This window comes from Flavobacterium sp. 90, from assembly GCF_004339525.1.
Lineage (GTDB): Bacteria > Bacteroidota > Bacteroidia > Flavobacteriales > Flavobacteriaceae > Flavobacterium.
The window spans coordinates 3,292,929-3,308,162 of record NZ_SMGE01000001.1 but is presented as its reverse complement, the minus strand read 5'-3'; the positions used below and the strand labels follow the sequence as shown (position 1 = coordinate 3,308,162).

Below are 15,234 nucleotides of genomic sequence, written 5' to 3'. Positions count from 1 at the left end.
TTCTATCACTTATAATTAAAATCAAAATATGAAAATCTGCATTATCAACGGACCCAATTTGAATCTTTTAGGAAAAAGAGAACCAGAAGTTTACGGAAGTCAAACCTTTGAAGATTATTTTGAAACGTTGAAACAAAAATTTCCAAACATTGAACTTTCTTATTATCAAAGTAATATTGAAGGCGAATTGATAGGAAAAATTCAGGAATGCGGTTTTACATTTGATGGTATTATTCTAAATGCCGGCGCCTACACGCACACTTCTATAGGTTTAGGCGATGTTATAAAAGCGGTTACAACTCCAGTTATCGAAGTTCATATTTCGAATACCTATGCACGCGAAAGTTTCAGACATCAATCGTATTTGTCCGGAAATGCAAAAGGTGTTATTCTTGGTTTTGGTTTAAAAAGTTATGATTTAGCAATTCAATCTTTCTTGTAAGTCTTTTTTTAACAATTTTTTAATAAGCTCATTTTTAACTTATTCTATTTTTGTTAGAGAAACCACTTCCATGAGAAACTTTATTTTATCAGCCTTTTTATTTTTTTCGATTTCCAACTTTGCACAAATCAAAGGAACCATAACCGACGATAAAGGAAATCCACTCCCTTTTGTTTCGGTTTTTGAGGAAAACACCTATACGGGAACAACTTCTAACGAACAGGGAAAATATCAACTGAATGTAAAAGAGATTGGTAAAAACAAAATAGTTTTTCAATACCTGGGTTTTAAAACTCAAAAATCAACCGTTGCATCAGATTCAAAAACGGTTACATTAAACATTGTAATGCAGGAAGAAAGTTTTGCATTGAATGAAGTCGTTATTGATCCCAAAAATAATCCTGCCAATGCAATTATAAAAAGTGCAATCGCAAACAAAAAAGACAATTCGGAAAAGACGGCACGTTACACCGCTGATTTTTATTCGAAAGGAATGTTCAAGATAAAAGATCTTCCAAAGAAAATAATGGGAATGAAAGTCGATATCGGTGACGAAATGGCTTCAAATTTAGATTCAACCGGAACAGGCATTTTATATTTATCAGAAACTATTTCTAAGATTTCTTTTGAAAAACCAGGAAAACTAAAAGAGAAAATCATTGCTTCCAAAGTTTCAGGAAACAATAAAGGATTCAGTTATAATACTGCCACTTTATCTACTTATGATTTTTATGATAATACATTAGAATTCAACATTAACCTCATCTCTCCTATTGCTGACAATGCTTTCAACTATTACAAATACAAACTTGAAGGTAGTTTTTTTGACGACAATAATCAGCAGATTTATAAAATAAAAGTAACACCAAAACGCGACAAAGAACCTGTTTTTGAAGGTTACATTTATATTGTTGATGATAGTTTTGCGATTTATGCTGTAGACTTAGACATAAAAGGTTACAGAATGAAAAACGAATTTACTGAAGTAATGAATCTAAAACAGAGCTTTAGTTATAATGTTAAAAATAAAATCTGGTCAAAAAACGCTCAGACACTTTCGTTTAATGCCGGTGCTTTTGGTGTAAAGTTCTCCGGAAAATTCAATTATGTTTATTCGAATTACGAATTTCCTGCTTCTTTTGAAAAGAAAACTTTTGGAAATGAAATTGTAGCTTTTGAAGCTGATGCAAATAAAAAAGACGATGCTTTCTGGAATCAAATTCGTCCAATTCCTTTGACCATTGAGGAAAGCAATGATTATACTAAAAAAGACAGTTTACAAACCATCAGAAAGTCTCAAAAATATACTGATTCTATCGATGCCAAAAACAATAAGTTTAAAGTCACGGATGTGATAATGGGTTATGACTATAAAAACACTTTCAAAAAACACTCTTTTGAATATAAAGGTTTATTGAATCTTTCGTCTTTAAGTTTTAATACTGTTCAGGGTTTTAATCTCGATTCTGGTTTTTCATTTAAAAAATGGAATGAAGAAAAAGGAACTTCTACTTCTATAAGTACAACTTTTAATTATGGTTTCTCTGATGAGCGTTTTCGCGTTACCGGCGAATTCAGTCACAAATTCAACAATATAAATTATGCTACGATTTGGGCTTCGGGAGGAACAAAAGTCGCTCAATTTAATAGTGCTCAACCTATAAGCAACTTTGTCAATTCTATAAGTTCATTGTTTTTCAAAGACAATTACATGAAGCTTTATAATCTGGAATTTGCTCAGGTTAATTATTCACAAGATGTTGCAAACGGAGTAAATTTGAATGCTAAAGTTGGTTACGAGCAGCGAAAACCTCTTTTTAATACTACGGATTATTCATTCTTCAAAAGAGATGATATCTATTCTTCAAACAATCCGTTGGCACCAAATGACTTTGTAACTCCGGCTTTTGATCCGCATCATTTGTTCAAAGCGGCTTTATCGGCACGAATTAATTTTGGAAATAAATATATTTCTCGCCCTGACGGAAGATACAATTTTAAAAATGATAAATATCCAACGGTCTTTTTAGCTTTTGAAAAGGCTTTTGCAGCCAATCAGAAAAAGTATGAATTCGAAAGAATTGGCGCTTCTGTACAATACGATTTAGCATTAGGAAACAAAGGAATTCTGGGAATGAATTTTAGAGGTGGAAAATTCTTTAATGCTGAGAATATTTCTTTCATAGATTACAGACATTTTAACGGAAACCAAACTCATATCGGCACAACTGATCGTTATCTGAATGTTTTTAATTTGATGCCATATTACGCCAATAGCACAAACGACAGCTATTTTGAAATGCATTTAGAGCATAATGACACAGGATTTATTATGAATAAAATTCCATTGTTGAATCTCTTGAAATCTACTATGAATCTAGGATTTCATTCACTTGCAATTCCAGACAGAAAACCATATACTGAATTTACTGTTGGTTTAGATAATCTGGGTTTTGGAAAATTTAAATTATTCAGAGTAGATTATGTTCATTCTTATCAAGGCGGAATTCAGCAAAATGGTGTTGTGTTCGGCTTGAAGATTTTAAATGTTTTGGATTAGGCACAAAGGTTCAGAGGCAAATGCTTTGAGAAGTTTTTCGTTTCGCTTGAACTAACAATTATCTCAATAAAAAAATCCGTTTATTCTTTAAAAGAATAAACGGATTTTATTTTTTATCGTTGCAAAAGAAAACCTTAGACAAAGATTCACAAAGTACAGAAAACCTTTGTCCCTTTGAACCTTTGTTCCTCTGAACCTCTTCTCAATGATAATCATCTGGCTCGATGTGAATCAAAACATTTCCTAACTGAGGTATTTTTTCTTTTAATTTATCCTGAAGTTTATGAGACAAATCATGTCCTGCTTTTACTGATATTTGTGCTGAAACTATAGCATGAAGATCAACATGATATTTCATTCCGGCTTTACGAATAAAACATTTCTCAGTTCCTAAAATACCTTCTACAGTCATGGCTACTACCCTAATTTCTTCGACTAAATCATCATTTAAATTCTCATCCATGATTTCGCCAAGCGCAGGTCTGAAAATTTTATAGCAATTGTACAAGATAAAAAAAGCAGCAAAAAGCGCCGCCCAATCATCTGCAGATTCATAACCTTTGCCCATAATCAGTGCAATCGAAATCCCGATAAATGCCGCTACAGAAGTAATTGCATCACTACGATGGTGCCAGGCATCAGCGGCAAGAGAAGAACTATTAGTTTCTCTGCTTCGTTTCATTACCAAACGATACGAATACTCTTTCCAGATAATAATTGCGCCTAAAACATATAAAGTCCATGATTTTGGTAATCCATGTGGCGTTTGAATATTGGCAATACTTTCGTAACCAATAATAGTTGCCGAAGTAATTAAAAATCCAACAACCAAAAAAGTAATTAAAGGCTCTGCACGACCGTGTCCGTAAGGATGATTTTCATCGGCCGGTTTATTAGAATATTTGATTCCGAATAAAACCAAACAAGACGAAAATATATCCGCAGTCGATTCTATCGCATCTGCAATTAAGGCATAAGAATTGCCAAAAAAACCTGCCAAACCTTTTATCAAGGCTAAGCAGGTGTTCCCAACTATACTGAATATAGTAGCTTTTACAGCTTTTTGTTCATCTGTCATTTGCGAATTTTTAGCACGACATTTATATTATATTTTTTTGCCACGAATTGCACGAATTATCACAAATTAGATAATCTTTTAAAAAATTTCTTTTCGTGTCAATTTGTGTAATTCATGGCTAAAACTTTTTTACGCTCTTACGATTTTTGCACCAATTGCTCTCAAACGTTCGTCGATACGCTCGTATCCACGGTCAATTTGTTCTATATTTTGAATTGTACTTGTTCCTTTTGCTGAAAGTGCTGCAATTAATAATGAAATCCCAGCGCGAATATCAGGAGATGACATTGTTGTTGCTTTTAATTGAGATTCGAAATTATGTCCCATAACCACAGCTCTGTGCGGATCACATAACATGATTTTTGCTCCCATATCGATTAATTTATCAACGAAAAACAAACGGCTTTCGAACATTTTCTGGTGAATCAAAACATCACCTTTTGCTTGTGTTGCTACAACCAAAACGATACTCAATAAGTCAGGTGTAAATCCTGGCCATGGCGCATCTGCAATTGTTAAGATAGAACCGTCAATATCAGTTTTTACTTCATATCCATCTTTATGAGCAGGAATATAAATATCGTCATTACGTTTTTCGATTGTAATACCTAATTTTCTAAATGTATTTGGAATCAAACCTAAGTTTTCCCAGCTTACATTTTTGATCGTGATTTCGCTTTTTGTCATAGCCGCAAGACCAATCCAAGAACCAATTTCGATCATATCAGGAAGAATTCTGTGCTCGCAACCACCAAGGCTTTCAACACCTTCGATAGTCAATAAATTTGAACCAACTCCGGTGATTTTAGCTCCCATAGAGTTCAACATTTTACACAATTGTTGCAAGTAAGGCTCACAAGCTGCGTTGTAAACAGTTGTAGTTCCTTTTGCCAAAACAGCTGCCATAACAATGTTTGCTGTTCCCGTAACAGATGCTTCATCAAGCAACATATCTGTTCCTGTAAGTCCGCCTTCTGGAGATTCTACTCCGTAAAAGTGATCTTCTCTATTGTATCTGAATTTTGCTCCAAGGTTAATAAAACCCTCAAAGTGTGTATCTAATCTACGACGACCAATTTTATCTCCTCCCGGTTTAGGAATATATCCTTTTCCGAAACGTGCCAATAATGGCCCAACAATCATAATAGAACCACGAAGCGCTCCACCTTCTTTTTTGAAAGCTTCGGTTTCCAAATATCCAACATTAACTTCATCAGCCTGAAACGTAATCGAACCCGGTTCATTGCGTTGAATTTTTACTCCTAAATTACCCAACAATGTGATTAATTTATTGATGTCAATAATATCGGGAATATTATTAATTTTCACTTTATCACCCGTTAGAAGCACGGCACATAAAATTTGTAACGCCTCATTTTTTGCTCCTTGCGGAGTGATTTCTCCTTTTAAAGGAATTCCTCCTTCGATTTTAAAAATTCCCATAGATCTCTTTTAGGTTCTTTCAAAGTTTCTAAGGTTCTGAGTCTCTAAGATTCTAAGTAAAAAACTTAGCAACTTAGAAGCTTAGCATCTTAGCTCCTTTTTTTATTTCTGATTATTATTTTTTACAAAAGGTTTTTTACCGCCTTTGTTGTTATTGTTTTTATTGCTCTGGATTTTTGGTTGTCCCGGTGGTGTGATTTTGTTTGACATACGTTTATTGGTACGCATTAAATCAGTTGTATTTAAAAGCTCTTCTGTGCTTTGCAACAAATTGATTTTTCCTCCTGACAATTCATATAAATGTTCAAAAATCACATCGTCTTTTACCGTGTCTTTATTCCAGCTTAAATATGATTTTTTCATATGATTGGCGATTACCAATACCAATGCATTTTTCATTTCGCCTTCCTCCCATTTATTGGCAACATCAATCATATATTTGATGTTATTACCATAAAATCTATATTTTGGGAAGTTTTGCGGATATTGTAATACATCCGGTTTTAGCTGTAATACATCTCGAGACGGAATTGGATATGGAGATTCTACATCTAATTTAAAATCAGACATAATAAAAAGCTGATCCCATAATTTGTGCTGAAAATCAGGCACATCACGCAAATGAGGATTCAAACTTCCCATAACCTGAATGATATATTTCGCAGCTTTATTGCGCGTTTCAGCATCTTCTATATGAGTAGCCTGATCGATCAGTTTTTGCAAATGACGACCGTATTCTGGAATGATCAAACGTTGTCTTTCAGAATTATATTCCAAATTAAAGACAACATCATTCGCGACTTCTTTTTTATATTTTTCGTTCATAAGTTATAATGAAACTATACCTTCTATGGTAGAAACTTCTTTGTATTTGATAATCACTTCGTCAGCACTATGCATAGTAACATCTACAGAAACACTGGTAAATTTACCGGTTTTTGATTTTGTAGTTTTAATAACCGCACCCATGCTATCAAAAGCTTTTTCAACTCTCTCTACATTATCGTCTACTGAAGGCACAATGAATTTATACAAGTATTCTGCTGGCCAGGTATTTGAATTATCCAACTCAACCTTTAATCTTTCGTAAAATTCGGCGGTGTTTTTTTCTTTATCGTTCTCCATTCGTAATTAAAAATAAACGCAAATATACGGTTTTGATTTCAGATTTCAGATTTTAGATTTTAGATTTTTTTCAGGCTTAAAACTTTGTTTTAAAGGTTCAAAGAAAAAAGCGTTGTAACTTTATCTCTTTGTCAATTTTCCTCTTATATTTGAGAAAACAATACGCCGAAATATCTCGCAAAGTCGCAGAGTCGCAAAGTTTTTAAACTTAGAACGTTTTCTTTTCGACTTTGCGAGATTAAAATACAATCCAATGAAAAAAATCATCATCTTACTTTTTACTATTCTCACTTTTCACAACATTCAGGCTCAGGAAATCAAAACCATGACTTACTTTCAGAATGATACAATCAAACTGGATCTGGATTTATATTTACCACAAAAGAAAACTAACGAAAAAATTCCGTTAATCATTTTCGCTTTCGGCGGAGGATTTTCTGGTGGTGAACGTACCAGTGAGAAAGATTTCGGAATGTTTATGGCTAAAAACGGTTATGCAGTTGCCAGCATTTCGTACAGCTTATATATGAAGGGAAAAGATTTTGGCTGCAAAGGAACTTTAACCGAAAAAATAAAAGCAATCCAAATTGGCGTGAGCGATATGTGGCAAGCGACTTCGTTTTTAATCGAAAATGCGAATAAATATAATCTTGATACTTCTAAAATATTTATTTCCGGAATTAGTGCAGGTGCCGAAATTGGTTTTCAAGCTTCGTTTTGGGATTATAAACTGATGAATTTATATAAAAACAATTTGCCTGAAAATTTCAAATACGCAGGTTTTATCGGAGGTTCGGGAGCAATTCAGGATATTAATTTAATAACAAAAGAAAAAGCAATTCCGATGTTATTAGCACACGGAAATAATGACCAAACTGTTCCATATGCTGCGGGGTCGCATCGTTCTTGCCCAACAAATGCTTCGGGTTGGTTGATTCTTTTTGGATCTTACGCTGTTTACAATCAAATGAATGATCTCCATAAAGATATTGAACTGATTACTTTTTGTGGCGGCGGACATGAATTCTCAGGTTATCTTTTCCACCAAGGACAACAATATGTTTTGGATTTTGTAAATGATGTTTTGAAAGGAAAGAGATTTGAATCGCATATTATTATTCCTTCTGAGAAGAAAGGTTCTGGTTCTGGGAAATATTTGTTTTGTGAATAATTACAATCTTAAATTGATATTGTATAATATTGAAACTTATAATATATTCCTTATCTAAACTGGACTAAAGTCCAGCCCTACAATATTTGCCGAACCTCCGGCTCTTTCTCGTTTTAGTTCCGGAGGAACGAATTATTTTGTAGAGCTGGACTTTAGTCCAGTTACAATAATATCAGGAAAGCCAATATCTTTTTTTTTAATTTTAATCACGCAAAAACAATCCACTTTTTTCTAATAAAAAAACAACCCTTCGGTTGTTCTTTCTTATATTTTACTATTTCAAATTTATTGAGGCAAATTAGATACATCTTTAGCAATTTGCGTATAGAAATCCAATAAATATTTATAGGTCGATGCTTTATCATCAGGTATAACAATACTCATATGATCTAATCCCATAATGGTAGAATGTACGTCCCAAGTTCCCATTGGCGCCAACATTCTTTTTTCAGTATCCATGATTTGATATTTATCTCCTATTGGATATTGAGCTGATGGAATACTTACTAAACCATCGCTTGGTCTCCATACCATGTAGCCAAAAGGAAGAGATATTGTTGTAGATCCTACTTTTATAGCATCTGGTTTTAACATTTCCATCATTGACTTAAGTGGTTTTCTTATTCCATCATTGTTATCATCTTCGGTACCGTCTATATTATAAGAAGCATAATAGATGCTTGAAGATGCTTTTGCATTTTTATTTTGCAAATCAGATGCTTTTACAGAAAGATCATACATACAATTGTCTTGACTATTCCAGAAATTATCATTTTTTATTCTCTCAAAATAAGCAGGAATGGTCTCGCCTGTATTACGCTTAATACCCCATTGTTCTAAATCAAAATCATAAAAACTTTCGTTCGTAACTCCAGCAAGCCCCGCTAATCCAAAAAACATTTTTTCTAATGTTTCTCTAAATTCAAAATAATCTGCTGTCAATGCTCCATTATGCACACCTGCGACAGTTGTAAGGCTGTGAATCCATTTTTTTCCTCCTTTAAATAAATCTGATGTTGGCGCTTCTCCGGCAGCTGCTACAAACGCCATCTCCTGAGCATCTCCGTTTTCTAAAAGTTCAATAAGGTATCGAGGAGTTGGCCCACCCATACTATGTCCTACCAAGTGTACTTTACTAACTCCATCCCATTGCGGATAAGCTCCCAGATATGTTCTACCATAACGATTATGTCCAAATTTTTGCGCATGCACTGCTCCATAATCTACCGTTCCTCCTTTTATGTAATAATAAAGCTCTACAGCTCTATCCCAATTGCTCGACAATGGTCCCATTGAAGCAGTATATACCTGATACCCTTCTTTTTTTAGATCTTCCTGAATGTCTCCTTTTCCTCCCCAATAATGAAATCCGTTCATTTCATCACGCCCCCACCCTAACATTCCATGCACTAAAACAACAGGGTATTTGTTTTGCACAATTGTTGGATAAGTCTGATTTGTATCTGGATACGATTTATTGTTATCATCACTACTGCAACTTGTTGCGGTGATTAAAAACGACAATAAAATAATTTTAATTTTTTTTCTCATAATAAAATGATTTGATAAGCATTAAACTTTTATAATTACACTATTTTGACCATTAATAAATAGCCAGAAAAATCAAAAATGTTTATTGGAGTTTGTATCTTAGTGAGTTTTAATCATTTCAAATATAAGATTTTATTTACAAATAATTACGGAACTAAAAATAATAAAGAAAATTAGCACTAAATAAAGAAACTAATTGACTGTTGACTTTACAGAAAGTTATATTATGAATTAATACAGTTGAAAAAGAAGTTATAATCAGAGTAATATTTTATTTTGAAGCAAAAAGTCATGAATTTATGCCGCCAAAATCTTGAAATATGTTCAATAATTGCGAAATCATTTATTGAGAGCAAAATAATCTTTTTAAATACCAATAACTTTAGGTAAATTTGCGCTTTATTTTTAGAAAGTGCAAAAACAAATCATAGTTCTCATTGGTGGCCCGGGAACGGGAAAATCTACTCTTATAAACGAATTAGTAGCTCGTGGCTACTGCTGTTACCCTGAAATTTCAAGACAAGTTACACTCGAAGCACAACAACGTGGTATCGAACAATTGTTCTTGGAACAGCCTTTATTGTTTAGCGAAATGTTACTTGAAGGACGCATCAACCAATTTAAAAATGCTCTTGAAGAATCTGACGATGTCGTTTTTATAGATCGCGGTATTCCTGATGTTGTAGCATATATGGATTATATTGGTGATGATTATCCGGAGAGTTTTGTAAAAGCTTGTGCCGATTTTAAATATTCGAAAACTTTTATTTTACCGCCGTGGGAAGAAATCTACGAAAGCGATACTGAACGCTACGAGAATTTTGAACAGGCATTAACGATACAAAAACACCTTGTTGAGACCTATAAAAAATACGGTTACGACTTAATTGAAGTGCCTAAAGATACGGTTGAGAACAGAATTCTTTATATCTTAGATAAAATTTAGGCATATGTTTAAAGTTGTAAAACTAGAAACCGATTTCTAAATTTTTTAACTTTAAAACATGACCAATGCCAGAAGCGCAAGAAATTCTTTTAAAATACTGGAAACACGACAGTTTTAGACCGCTGCAAGAGGAGATTATCCACTCGGTTTTAAGCGGTCAGGATACTTTTGCCCTTTTACCAACTGGCGGCGGAAAATCAATTTGTTTTCAGGTTCCGGCAATGATGCAGGAAGGTATATGTTTAGTCATTTCGCCTTTGGTCGCTTTGATGAAAGATCAGGTTGCGAATTTGCAGAAACGAGAAATTAAAGCCATCGCGCTTACAGGCGGAATTCATACAGAAGAAATAATTGATCTTCTGGACAATTGCCAATACGGAAATTTTAAATTTTTATATCTTTCTCCGGAACGACTTCAGTCAGACTGGATATTGGAACGTATTAAAAATCTTCCTATAAATTTAATCGCTATTGATGAAGCGCATTGTGTTTCGCAATGGGGACATGATTTTCGTCCGGCTTATTTAAAGATTTCTGAACTTAAAAAGTTTTTTCCTAAGATTCCGTTTTTGGCTTTAACTGCAACTGCAACTCCAAGAGTTATTGAAGATATTAAAACCGAATTAGGTTTGAAGGATCCGATTCTTTTTCAGCAATCTTTTGAAAGAAAAAATATTGCTTACATGGTTTTCGAAGTTGAAGATAAATTATACCGCACAGAACAAATCCTGAAAAAAAATCCACAGCCTTCTATTATATATGTACGAAATAGAAAATCGTGTTTGAATATGTCAACGCAATTACAATCATTAGGTTTTAAAGCGACTTATTATCACGGTGGACTTTCTGCCAAAGAAAAAGATAAAAACATGCAGTTGTGGATGTCTGAACAAGCGCAGGTTATTGTAGCTACAAATGCGTTTGGAATGGGAATCGACAAAGACAATGTAAAAACCGTCATTCACACTCAGTTACCTGAAAATATCGAAAACTATTATCAGGAATCCGGAAGAGCGGGACGAAATGGCGAAAAAGCATTTTCGGTTTTGCTTTATAATAATTCAGATGCTAATCAAACGGAACAGCAATTTTTAAGCGTTTTGCCGGATAAAAAGTTCCTGAAGTTGATGTATATAAAACTCTGCAACTATTTTCAGATTGCTTATGGCGAAGGTTTAGACGATTCTTTTTCTTTTAAACTGAATCATTTTTGTCATAAATATGACTTCCCTACTTTGAAAACCTATAATGCTTTGCAGTTTTTAAACCAACAGGGAATTATTACGATGTCTCAGGAGTTTTCTGAAAAAATCACTCTGCAGTTTTTAATCGAATCAAAAGAAGTTCTTCGTTATATGAGCTTGAATCCGAATGATGAAGAAATTATTCTCGCAATCGTGAGAACTTATCCAGGCGTTTATGAAATGAAAACACCTTTTAACCTTTCGCTAATTGCAAAAAAATCACAACATACGGAAGAACAGGTTTCGGCAGTTCTGGAAAAACTGAAAGAAAAAGAAATTATCGACTATAAATCTAAAAACAACGACGCTACTATATTATTTAATGAAGTTCGCGAAGATGATTTGACGATAAATCGAGTTGCAAAATATCTCGAAAAACAAAATCAATTAAAGGAAGAACAACTTTTATCTGTCCTACATTATATAAAGGAGAACAAAACTTGCAAAAACAGATTGGTATTAGATTATTTTGGAGAAGAAACTAATTCTAATTGCGGTGTTTGTTCTTATTGCATTACTCAAAAAGGAAAAATTACAGAAGCTGATTCTATTGCCGATAAAATTCTGCATTTATTAAAATCGGCAGCTTTGACTTCGAGAGAAATTCAAACTCAAATAAAACTGGATGCCAACGATGTTGTTGTGGTACTTCAGGAATTATTAGAAAACAATCATATTACCATTCAACCGAATAACAAATACACTTTAAAATCATAATGGAAAAATTGAAAATCATATTTATGGGAACTCCGGAATTTGCTGTTGGCATTCTGGACACCATTATCAAAAATAATTACGATGTTGTTGGCGTGATTACTGCCGCAGATAAACCAGCAGGACGCGGACAAAAAATAAAATATTCAGCTGTAAAAGAATATGCGCTAGCGAACAATCTAACTTTATTACAACCCACAAATCTTAAAGACGAAGGTTTCCTTGCTGAATTAAAAGCTTTGAATGCCAATTTACAAATTGTGGTTGCCTTTAGAATGCTTCCTAAAGTAGTTTGGGAAATGCCAAGTTTAGGAACATTTAATCTTCACGCTTCATTATTACCAAATTATCGTGGTGCAGCACCAATTAACTGGGCAATTATTAATGGAGAAACCAAAACCGGTGTCACAACTTTCTTTATCGACGACAAAATTGATACTGGCGCAATGATTTTAAATTCGGAAATTGCAATTGAGCCAACAGAAAATGCAGGGCAACTACATGATCGATTAATGTTATTAGGAAGTGAAACTGTTATTGAGACTTTAAAAGTTATCGAAAACGGAAATGTAACCACGACAATTCAGGAAGATAATGAGGAAATAAAAACTGCTTATAAATTAAATAAAGAAAATTGTAAGATCGATTGGACGAAATCCGGCGACGAAATCAATAATCTAATTCGAGGATTAAGTCCATATCCTGCTTCGTGGTGTTTCTTGAAAGACAAAGACGAAGAGCAATCCATCAAAATATATGAGGCAAAATTGGTTTCTGAAACGCATTCTTATGAGATTGGAAAGCTGATTTGCAGCAAAAAAGAAATCAAAGTTGCGATTCAAGATGGCTTTATTCAGCTTTTGAGTTTGCAATTACCGGGTAAAAAAAGAATGCAAGTGGCAGAATTACTAAATGGTATAACTTTTTCTGATACAGCAAAGGTCTATTAAAGTCAGTAAAACAGGGGTTTCTACCTGATTTTCACCGATGAACAACCCGCTTTATGAACAAAAAAACGAAGTTATTAACAATTTTTACTAAATTTAAAGAAAACACTTGCAAGGAACGGATTTCCTACTAAATTTGTGTATTAACAATTTTTTTTAACCAACAATTAATAACTAATTATTATGAACAAATCAGAATTAATCGATGCTATCGCTGCTGATGCAGGAATTACAAAAGCTGCGGCAAAATTAGCTTTAGAGTCTTTTTTAGGAAACGTAGGAGCTACTTTGAAAAAAGGTGGTAGAGTTTCATTAGTAGGTTTTGGATCTTGGTCAGTATCTGCTAGAGCTGCTAGAGACGGTAGAAACCCACAAACTGGTAAAACTATCCAAATCGCTGCTAAAAATGTAGTGAAATTCAAAGCTGGAGCTGAATTAGAAGGTGCAGTGAACTAAGTAAGAAAGTTCTCTAAACTTATAATATAATCAAAACCCTCCTCATGGAGGGTTTTTTTGTGCGGTTTAACGATTTTATTTGGGATTTTAAAAAATTTATGATTAAATTTAGTAAAAATTGTAGCCGTATGATTTCAGAAAAATTAAAAAAAGGACACCTGCTTATTGCCGAGCCTTCGATAATTGGAGATTTATCATTTAATAGATCGGTAATTTTATTAGCAGACCATAACAAAGAAGGATCAATAGGATTTATCATTAATAAACCACTAAAGTATACTATCAATGATCTAATCCCAGAGATCGATGCTTCTTTCAAGATATATAATGGAGGTCCTGTTGAACAGGATAACCTATATTTCATTCACAATATTCCAGATTTAATCCCGAATAGTGTCGAGATTTCTAATGGAATTTATTGGGGAGGTGATTTCGAATCGACCAAAGACTTAATTAACAACGGATCTATTAGTAAAAATAATATTCGTTTCTTCTTAGGTTATACCGGTTGGGATGAAAATCAGCTTGAAAATGAAATGCAGGGAAACTCCTGGATCATTGCTGATAATAGTTACAAAAACAAAATTATAGGAAAGTCAACCACTCATTTTTGGAAAGAACAAATAATTGAGCTTGGTGGAGATTATCTTATATGGTCTAATGCACCTGAAAATCCATATCTGAATTAATTTTCAGAGATGGATTCATTTAGTTTCTGCAAAAGTAAATGAGCCAGATTACTGGTAAACTCCTTTTTTCGATATTTGGTTATCGGCTGTATTCCCATGATTACATTGGTGAGAAATAATTCGTCTGCCTTTTGAAGGTCAAAAGGCGAAATTATTTCTTCCAATACTTCTATGCCTTCAACTTTCTTAGCCAAAGCTAAAATTTGCTTGCGCATTACGCCGTTTAAACAACCTTCGGAAATTGGTGGGGTAATTAACTTTTTGCCCACAACCATAAATAAATTACCTTGTAATCCTTCGATAACATTTTTAGTATCATTTATTAAAAGACAATTTGCCAAACCATTTTCATGAGCAAAAATACTTCCTGTAACATTAATCATCTTATTAGTCGTTTTAATCGACGATAATAATTGTTTGGTCACATAGAAATCTTTGTATAAATCAACTTCGTATTCGCTTGAATTTAAAGCATAAGCAGTGTTTTCAAGTGCGGTTGCATGAATTAAATATGAAACCTCATTGGTTTTTGGCAAATAAAATCCGCCATCGTTTCTAAAAACCGTAATTCGAGCTCGTGCTGAAGCTGAAAATCCGTTTTGCTGCACCAGACTTAAAACTTGTTCTTCAAGGAATTCCATCGTAAAGTTCATTGGAATTTCCATCCTAACAACACGCATCGAAGCCATTAATCGGAAATAATGATCTTCCAGAAACAAGATTTTGTTATTGATTATTTTTAGTGTTTCAAAAACACCATCTCCATACAAAAAAGCACGATTTTGAGTTAATATATTCTCTTCTCGCTCTACTATGTTTCCGTTAAAATTGATCATAAAAAAACCCTGAATTTTGTTCAGGGCAAATA

General features: G+C 33.6%; 14 protein-coding genes. 8 read left to right on the top strand and 6 right to left on the bottom strand.

All coding sequences use genetic code 11. From position 1 onward, the window contains the following. The first annotated feature begins 28 nt into the window (after positions 1 to 28). Both aroQ and C8C83_RS13755 read left to right on the top strand, forming a co-directional pair. Positions 29 to 442: a type II 3-dehydroquinate dehydratase gene (aroQ, locus tag C8C83_RS13760; RefSeq protein ID WP_121329064.1), complete on the top strand. Its 414-nt coding sequence runs from the start codon at positions 29 to 31 to the stop codon at positions 440 to 442. A 70-nt stretch (positions 443 to 512) separates the two neighbouring features. After that, positions 513 to 3,002, top strand: coding sequence for a DUF5686 and carboxypeptidase regulatory-like domain-containing protein (locus C8C83_RS13755; RefSeq protein WP_121329063.1), 2,490 nt, complete (start codon positions 513 to 515; stop codon positions 3,000 to 3,002). 202 nt (positions 3,003 to 3,204) lie between these two features. On the opposite strand, the gene C8C83_RS13750 is transcribed toward C8C83_RS13755, so the two are convergent. From C8C83_RS13750 to C8C83_RS13735, 4 genes are all read right to left on the bottom strand, one after another. Continuing rightward, complete coding sequence (locus tag C8C83_RS13750; protein WP_121329062.1) at positions 3,205 to 4,080, bottom strand: cation diffusion facilitator family transporter; 876 nt, start codon at positions 4,078 to 4,080, stop codon at positions 3,205 to 3,207. Positions 4,081 to 4,209: 129 nt separating this feature from the next. After that, positions 4,210 to 5,523, bottom strand: a complete 1,314-nt coding sequence (murA, locus tag C8C83_RS13745; RefSeq protein ID WP_121329061.1) for a UDP-N-acetylglucosamine 1-carboxyvinyltransferase — start codon at positions 5,521 to 5,523, stop codon at positions 4,210 to 4,212. A 102-nt stretch (positions 5,524 to 5,625) separates the two neighbouring features. Beyond that, positions 5,626 to 6,348 carry a DUF4290 domain-containing protein gene (locus tag C8C83_RS13740; protein ID WP_121329060.1) on the bottom strand — a complete coding sequence of 241 codons (723 nt, stop codon included), beginning with the start codon at positions 6,346 to 6,348 and terminating at the stop codon, positions 5,626 to 5,628. A 3-nt stretch (positions 6,349 to 6,351) separates the two neighbouring features. Beyond that, positions 6,352 to 6,648 carry a DUF493 family protein gene (locus tag C8C83_RS13735; protein ID WP_121329059.1) on the bottom strand — a complete coding sequence of 99 codons (297 nt, stop codon included), beginning with the start codon at positions 6,646 to 6,648 and terminating at the stop codon, positions 6,352 to 6,354. A 253-nt stretch (positions 6,649 to 6,901) separates the two neighbouring features. On the opposite strand from C8C83_RS13735, the gene C8C83_RS13730 reads away from it, so the two are divergent. Then, complete coding sequence (locus tag C8C83_RS13730; RefSeq protein WP_121329058.1) at positions 6,902 to 7,819, top strand: carboxylesterase family protein; 918 nt, start codon at positions 6,902 to 6,904, stop codon at positions 7,817 to 7,819. A 285-nt stretch (positions 7,820 to 8,104) separates the two neighbouring features. Here C8C83_RS13730 and C8C83_RS13725 read toward each other — a convergent pair whose 3' ends face one another. Continuing rightward, entirely contained in the window at positions 8,105 to 9,370 is a 1,266-nt protein-coding gene (locus C8C83_RS13725) for a lipase (RefSeq protein ID WP_121329057.1), read from the bottom strand. Positions 9,371 to 9,782: 412 nt separating this feature from the next. On the opposite strand from C8C83_RS13725, the gene C8C83_RS13720 reads away from it, so the two are divergent. The 5 genes from C8C83_RS13720 to C8C83_RS13700 all read left to right on the top strand — a co-directional run bounded on the left by C8C83_RS13720 (position 9,783) and on the right by C8C83_RS13700 (position 14,366). Further along, entirely contained in the window at positions 9,783 to 10,316 is a 534-nt protein-coding gene (locus C8C83_RS13720) for an ATP-binding protein (RefSeq protein ID WP_121329056.1), read from the top strand. Between the two features lie 65 nt (positions 10,317 to 10,381). Further along, entirely contained in the window at positions 10,382 to 12,277 is a 1,896-nt protein-coding gene (locus C8C83_RS13715; RefSeq protein WP_132011786.1) for an ATP-dependent DNA helicase RecQ, read from the top strand. Continuing rightward, entirely contained in the window at positions 12,277 to 13,224 is a 948-nt protein-coding gene (gene fmt / locus C8C83_RS13710; protein WP_121329055.1) for a methionyl-tRNA formyltransferase, read from the top strand. The genes C8C83_RS13715 and fmt overlap by 1 nt, the downstream gene beginning before the upstream one ends. 180 nt (positions 13,225 to 13,404) lie before the next feature. Then, positions 13,405 to 13,677: an HU family DNA-binding protein gene (locus tag C8C83_RS13705; RefSeq protein ID WP_017498096.1), complete on the top strand. Its 273-nt coding sequence runs from the start codon at positions 13,405 to 13,407 to the stop codon at positions 13,675 to 13,677. Between the two features lie 128 nt (positions 13,678 to 13,805). Next, the gene (locus tag C8C83_RS13700) at positions 13,806 to 14,366 is read left to right on the top strand and encodes a YqgE/AlgH family protein (RefSeq protein ID WP_121330042.1); all 561 of its coding nucleotides are present in this window, start codon (positions 13,806 to 13,808) and stop codon (positions 14,364 to 14,366) included. Here C8C83_RS13700 and C8C83_RS13695 read toward each other — a convergent pair. Continuing rightward, positions 14,363 to 15,202, bottom strand: coding sequence for an aminotransferase class IV (locus C8C83_RS13695; RefSeq protein WP_121329054.1), 840 nt, complete (start codon positions 15,200 to 15,202; stop codon positions 14,363 to 14,365). The genes C8C83_RS13700 and C8C83_RS13695 overlap by 4 nt on opposite strands. Between the last annotated feature and the right edge of the window lie 32 nt (positions 15,203 to 15,234).

Bases quoted from the DNA above. Each gene is read 5' to 3' on its own strand.
- aroQ (WP_121329064.1), top strand. From the start codon at position 29: ATGAAAATCTGCATTATCAACGGACCCAATTTGAATCTTTTAGGAAAA.
- C8C83_RS13755 (WP_121329063.1), top strand. From the start codon at position 513: ATGAGAAACTTTATTTTATCAGCCTTTTTATTTTTTTCGATTTCCAAC.
- C8C83_RS13750 (WP_121329062.1), bottom strand. From the start codon at position 4,080: ATGACAGATGAACAAAAAGCTGTAAAAGCTACTATATTCAGTATAGTT.
- murA (WP_121329061.1), bottom strand. From the start codon at position 5,523: ATGGGAATTTTTAAAATCGAAGGAGGAATTCCTTTAAAAGGAGAAATC.
- C8C83_RS13740 (WP_121329060.1), bottom strand. From the start codon at position 6,348: ATGAACGAAAAATATAAAAAAGAAGTCGCGAATGATGTTGTCTTTAAT.
- C8C83_RS13735 (WP_121329059.1), bottom strand. From the start codon at position 6,648: ATGGAGAACGATAAAGAAAAAAACACCGCCGAATTTTACGAAAGATTA.
- C8C83_RS13730 (WP_121329058.1), top strand. From the start codon at position 6,902: ATGAAAAAAATCATCATCTTACTTTTTACTATTCTCACTTTTCACAAC.
- C8C83_RS13725 (WP_121329057.1), bottom strand. From the start codon at position 9,370: ATGAGAAAAAAAATTAAAATTATTTTATTGTCGTTTTTAATCACCGCA.
- C8C83_RS13715 (WP_132011786.1), top strand. From the start codon at position 10,382: ATGCCAGAAGCGCAAGAAATTCTTTTAAAATACTGGAAACACGACAGT.
- fmt (WP_121329055.1), top strand. From the start codon at position 12,277: ATGGAAAAATTGAAAATCATATTTATGGGAACTCCGGAATTTGCTGTT.
- C8C83_RS13705 (WP_017498096.1), top strand. From the start codon at position 13,405: ATGAACAAATCAGAATTAATCGATGCTATCGCTGCTGATGCAGGAATT.
- C8C83_RS13700 (WP_121330042.1), top strand. From the start codon at position 13,806: ATGATTTCAGAAAAATTAAAAAAAGGACACCTGCTTATTGCCGAGCCT.
- C8C83_RS13695 (WP_121329054.1), bottom strand. From the start codon at position 15,202: ATGATCAATTTTAACGGAAACATAGTAGAGCGAGAAGAGAATATATTA.